General features: G+C 68.6%; 5 protein-coding genes. 2 read left to right on the forward strand and 3 right to left on the reverse strand.

The genetic code is table 11. The features are described from left to right. On the reverse strand, positions 1–920 hold a 920-nt coding region (locus tag G3N92_RS31065), incomplete at its 3' end, for a winged helix-turn-helix domain-containing protein (protein ID WP_206131369.1). A 126-nt stretch (positions 921–1,046) separates the two neighbouring features. Here G3N92_RS31065 and G3N92_RS31070 point away from each other — a divergent pair. After that, the gene (locus G3N92_RS31070) at positions 1,047–1,313 is read left to right on the forward strand and encodes a hypothetical protein (protein WP_206131370.1); all 267 of its coding nucleotides are present in this window, start codon (positions 1,047–1,049) and stop codon (positions 1,311–1,313) included. Positions 1,314–1,545: 232 nt separating this feature from the next. After that, the gene (locus G3N92_RS31075) at positions 1,546–2,472 is read left to right on the forward strand and encodes an AraC family transcriptional regulator (RefSeq protein ID WP_206131371.1); all 927 of its coding nucleotides are present in this window, start codon (positions 1,546–1,548) and stop codon (positions 2,470–2,472) included. A 21-nt stretch (positions 2,473–2,493) separates the two neighbouring features. Here the strand turns inward: G3N92_RS31075 and glgA are convergent, their stop codons facing one another. Together glgA and G3N92_RS31085 are read right to left on the reverse strand one after the other, a co-directional pair. After that, positions 2,494–4,104, reverse strand: coding sequence for a glycogen synthase GlgA (gene glgA, locus G3N92_RS31080; RefSeq protein WP_206131372.1), 1,611 nt, complete (start codon positions 4,102–4,104; stop codon positions 2,494–2,496). Positions 4,105–4,487: 383 nt separating this feature from the next. Further along, positions 4,488–4,583, reverse strand: coding sequence for an NrsF family protein (locus G3N92_RS31085; RefSeq protein WP_339385852.1), 96 nt, complete (start codon positions 4,581–4,583; stop codon positions 4,488–4,490). Between the last annotated feature and the right edge of the window lie 5 nt (positions 4,584–4,588).

Raw genomic sequence — 4,588 nt, forward strand, 5'->3', positions numbered from 1 at the left:
TGGCAGATGTCGGCCACCAGCCGCAGGCTCGGCGCATCGCCTGCGCAGCCCGGCGCGATGCCGCGCGCGCGCTGCAGGAACAGCGCGACGGCGCCATACGCCGCCAGCGCCTCGGGGCCGGCATCGAGCGGCGGCACGGCGAGCGGCTCGACGCGATAGACGAGTTCGGAACGGATCGACAGCGGCTCGCGGCTCGTGACCAGAATCCGCAGCGTGCCGGATGCGCCGAGCAGCGTTTCGACCAGCCGCGCCACCGCTTCGATCACGTGTTCGGCGTTGTCGAGCATCAACACGGCGCCCTCGGCCGGCAACGCGGCCAGCAATTGCAGCGGATCGAGCAGCACCGCTTCGGGCGCGAGGCCGAGCGCCAGCGCGAGCGTGGCGAGCACCGATTCGCGCGTGTCGGCGGAGGCCAGCTCGACGAACGCCACCTGCGCGGCCTGCGTCTCGCGCAAGGCCTGGGCGACGCCGAGCGCGAGCGAGGTCTTGCCGATCCCGCCCGCGCCCACCAGCGTGACCACGCTGGCGCGGCCGAGCCGGTCCAGCAGCGCGGCCACGTCGTCGTCGCGGCCGATCATTGGCCCGGCGCTCGCGGGCAATTCGTTGCGCACCGCCGGCTCGCGCACGGTGGCGGCATGCATGACGAGCAGATAGCCGCGCCCGGTCACGGTGCGAATCAGTTCGCGATCCGTATCGAACGCCTTGCGCAGCGCGGCCACATGAACCTGCAGACGGTTTTCCTCGACCACCTGGTTCGGCCAGACGGCATCGAGAATGTCGTCCTTGGTCACGGTCGCGCCGTTGGCGCGGAACAGCACTTCGAGGATGTCGAACGCGCGCGCGCTGACGCGCAGCGCTTCGCCGTGCCGTTGCACCTCGCGCCGTTCGAAATCGACGTGCAGCGCGCCGATTCTAATCATGACCGCCTCCAATTGACGCCCGACCACGGCGCGGGATGAACGCGAGACGCGCACGGCAAGACGTCGCCGTGTCGCGATGAAATGCGCGGATGGTAAGCGGGCCGTAACATTCCGTATTGAAGAAAAATGTTCCATCAGGGCCGCGAGGCGGCTGTTTTGAACAAAAGATTCCCGCCCGGCCGCCAAGCTGACAAGCCGAAAGCAAATCGCACCCGTTTGTTTCAATGCATTCGAATGAAGATTCGAATCAACATATCAATACGCATTCGATTCGCAGAACCCATTTCGTATTCATATTTGAATTACCGAACCCGAATCGGCGGCGAATCCGGCATGCATTCGGCGCGGCTGCCGGCGATGGACGGCAGCCGCTTCGATTCGATGACGATTTGATGGCAAAACCCGAGAAATCGCCCGAAACGCGCGGCTTGTCGCCGGAATTCAGCGATGGTATAAACCGAACGAAATCGTTACCACGCCGCGCGAGTGCCCACGCGCCGGCACCCTGCCTCGATGCGCACGCGCGGCCGCGCGCGCCGGCGCCGAGGCCGCGATCTTCCTTTTTCAGGCCATCCGCCGCCGTGCCGATCGGGCGCGGCGGCCGCTTCACCCGAGGACCCGTCCGATGTCGACCGTTGCCGCCGCCGCGACTTCCGCCCTGCCTGCCCCGCCCACCGCGCCGAAGGATTCGTTCGGCTGCGTGTCGAGTCGGCTGCGCAAGGATCAGCAGTTCCGCAGCGCCGGCCTGGCGTTCTACCGCAAGTGCATGGACGACACGGAGATCGAGCGCGTCGCCATGCCGGCCAGCGAGCGCGGCTTCCTGATCGGCATTTCGCTGCGGGGCGGCCATCGCCGCAAGATCTTCAGCGGCATGCGCACGGACGATCGCCGTTTCGATGCCCATTCGATTTATATCCGCGATTTTTCGGACAATTATTCGGCCGATCTTTACGGCAATTTCGATTTTCTTCTGGTTGAAATGTCGGCCCGCGCGCTGACGCAATTCGGCGACGAAACCGATGCGCCGGCGATCGACGGCCTGACCTGCGCGGCACGTCAGCACGATCCGGTGCTGGGCCATCTCGGCGCGGCGCTGGCCACCGCCGCCGATATGCAAGGAGAACTGAACGAGCGCTTCGCCGAGCAGCTCGGCGTGACGATCGGCTCGCATCTGGCCGGCAAGTACGGCAACCTGCGCGGCACCGAAACGCGCATCAAGGGGCAGTTGAGCCGCGCGCACGAGGCGCGCGCCAAGGAATTGCTGCTGATGCGCACGCGCGAAGGCGCGTCGATCGCCGACATCGCACGCGAGTGCAACCTGTCGCGCAGCTATTTCATCCGTGCGTTCGCGCGCAGCACCGGGCGCACGCCGCATCAATGGCTGCTCGATCAGCGCACCGATCAGGCCCGCGGCCTGATCGAGAGCAGCACCATGACGCTCGCGGAAATCGCCCTCGCCTGCGGCTTCTCCGACCAGAGCCACCTGAGCCGCGTGTTCGCGCGCACGCTCGGCGTCACGCCGGGCGCGTGGCGGCGCGGCGCGGACAACTGAGCGCCGCGAAACCCCGCGGCTTCAGGCGCTGCCGAGCACCGGCTCGGCGAGCCGGCCGCGACGGGCGGCCGCCGGCGCATCGTTCGCCACCACCCTTGCGCCGGCCTTCGCCTTCAGTTGCGTCGCGCGCGGCGCGCTGACGCCGGCCAGCGTGCAATACAGATCGATATACCGCGCCACCGGCCCCGCCCAGCTCGAATCGCGCTGCATCGCGTTGCGCTGCAGAACGCGCCACGCCTGCGGCTGCGCGAAGCGATCGAACGCGCGGCCCAGCGCCTGCACGATGTCCTCGGCGCGCTCGCCGTCGAACAGGAAGCCGGTGGCGTCGCCGATCTCGCCCTGCGGATCGAGGCAAGCCCGCGCATCGCACGGCGGCGCATCGGCGATCGTGTCGGCCAGCCCGCCCACGCGCGACGCCACCGGCACCGTGCCGTAGCGCATCGCATAGAGCTGCGTCAGCCCGCACGGTTCGAAGCGGCTCGCATGCAGCAGGATGTCGGCGCCCGCATGCAGCCGGTGCGCGCGCGGCTCGTCGTAGCCCACGTGCACGCCGAGCCGGCCCGGCCAGCGCGCCGCCAGCCGCCGCAAGTCCCATTCGATACCGGCCTCGCCCTGCCCGAGCACGGCGAACTGCGCGCGCGGCCAGCGTTCGAGCGCCGCGCCGATCGCCTCGCACAGGCGGTCGGCCAGCTTCTGCGCGGTCAGCCGGCTGCCGATCGCCACCAGCGGCGCGAACGGATCGATCTGCAATCCGTAGCTTTGCTGCAGCGCCTTCTTGCAGGCGTGCTTGCCCGCGAGATCGTCGGCGCTGTAGCCCTGCGCGAGCGTGGCGTCGTGCAGCGGATCCCACAGCGCGTCGTCGATGCCGTTGACGATGCCCGAGAGCTTGTCCAGATGGGCGCCGAGCAAGCCCTCCATGCGGTTGCCGAAACGCGGCGTCAGGATCTCCTGCGCATAGCGCTCGCTGACGGCCGACAGGCGGTCCGCATAGACGATCGCGGCCTTCATGCAACTGAGCATGCCGTAGAACTCGATGCTGTGCGGCTCGTTCGGCGCGGGCGCGAGCAGCTCGGACGGAATCCCGGCATACGGCGCGAGGCCCGGCGGATAGTTGCCCTGGAACGCGAGGTTGTGGATCGTGAACACGCTGCGCGCCTGCGCGCCGGCCAGCTTCATCAAGAGCGGCGTGAGGCCGGTGTGCCAATCGTGCGCATGCACCACGTTCGGACGCTTGACGCCGCGCACGCCCGAGGCGATCCGCGCGGCGGCGGCCGACAGCGAGGCGAAGCGCACGAAGTTGTCGACGTAATCGCGCCCGCCTTCGTCCTGATAGAGGCCGCTGCCGCGATGGCCGTACAGGTGGTTCATTTCGAGCAGCAGCACCGGCACGCCGGTGTCGGGCATCGCGGCGCGCCAGAGCCGCGCGTCGCCGCCGGGGAGATCGCGGATCCAGCCGATCGGCGTGGGCGCGACGGCCTGTTCGAAGGCGGTTTCGTAGCCGGGCAGCAGGATCGAGACATCCACGCCGCGCCGGCGCAGCGCGCCGGCCGACGCGCTGACCATATCGCCGAGGCCGCCGCTCTTGGCAAGCGGCGCCGCTTCGGCGGCAACCATCAGGACGTTAAGCGACAAGGCAGTTCCCCAAAGGTGGGTGCTAGTGAAATAGCGCGCGAGGCGGACATCGACGGAAGCGGCGGTGCGGCGCGAAGGCGATCGAAGGCAACACCGAGGCTTGAGCAAGCTTCAGGCCAGCGTCGCGGCGGGCGCTTAAAAAGGATGCCGAAACACGGCGAACGCGCGCCGCGCATGGATGCGCGTGTTGCAGCGCAAAACCGGGGGCGGAATGCGCGCGGCGCGCCGCGCAACCCGGCTCATGTAGTTTTGACAGTGCGCGATCGGGCGCTTGTAGTTTTCGGCAGAGGCCGCCCGTTGCGGGCGTCCGGCCATGAAAAACGGCCTGCCGGATTGCCCGGCAGGCCGCGTCGAGATGCCTGGGAGAACCGAAGCGCGGGCGGCTACCAGCGCAGCACATGCCGCCCGAGCGCGCCGCCGATCAGCGCCGGCACCAGCATCCCGACCGAATACCAGACGGCCCAGAACGGCACCGCCATTTCGG

Origin of the sequence: Burkholderia sp. Ac-20379 (genome assembly GCF_017104645.1) — a bacterium.
Classification (GTDB): domain Bacteria; phylum Pseudomonadota; class Gammaproteobacteria; order Burkholderiales; family Burkholderiaceae; genus Burkholderia.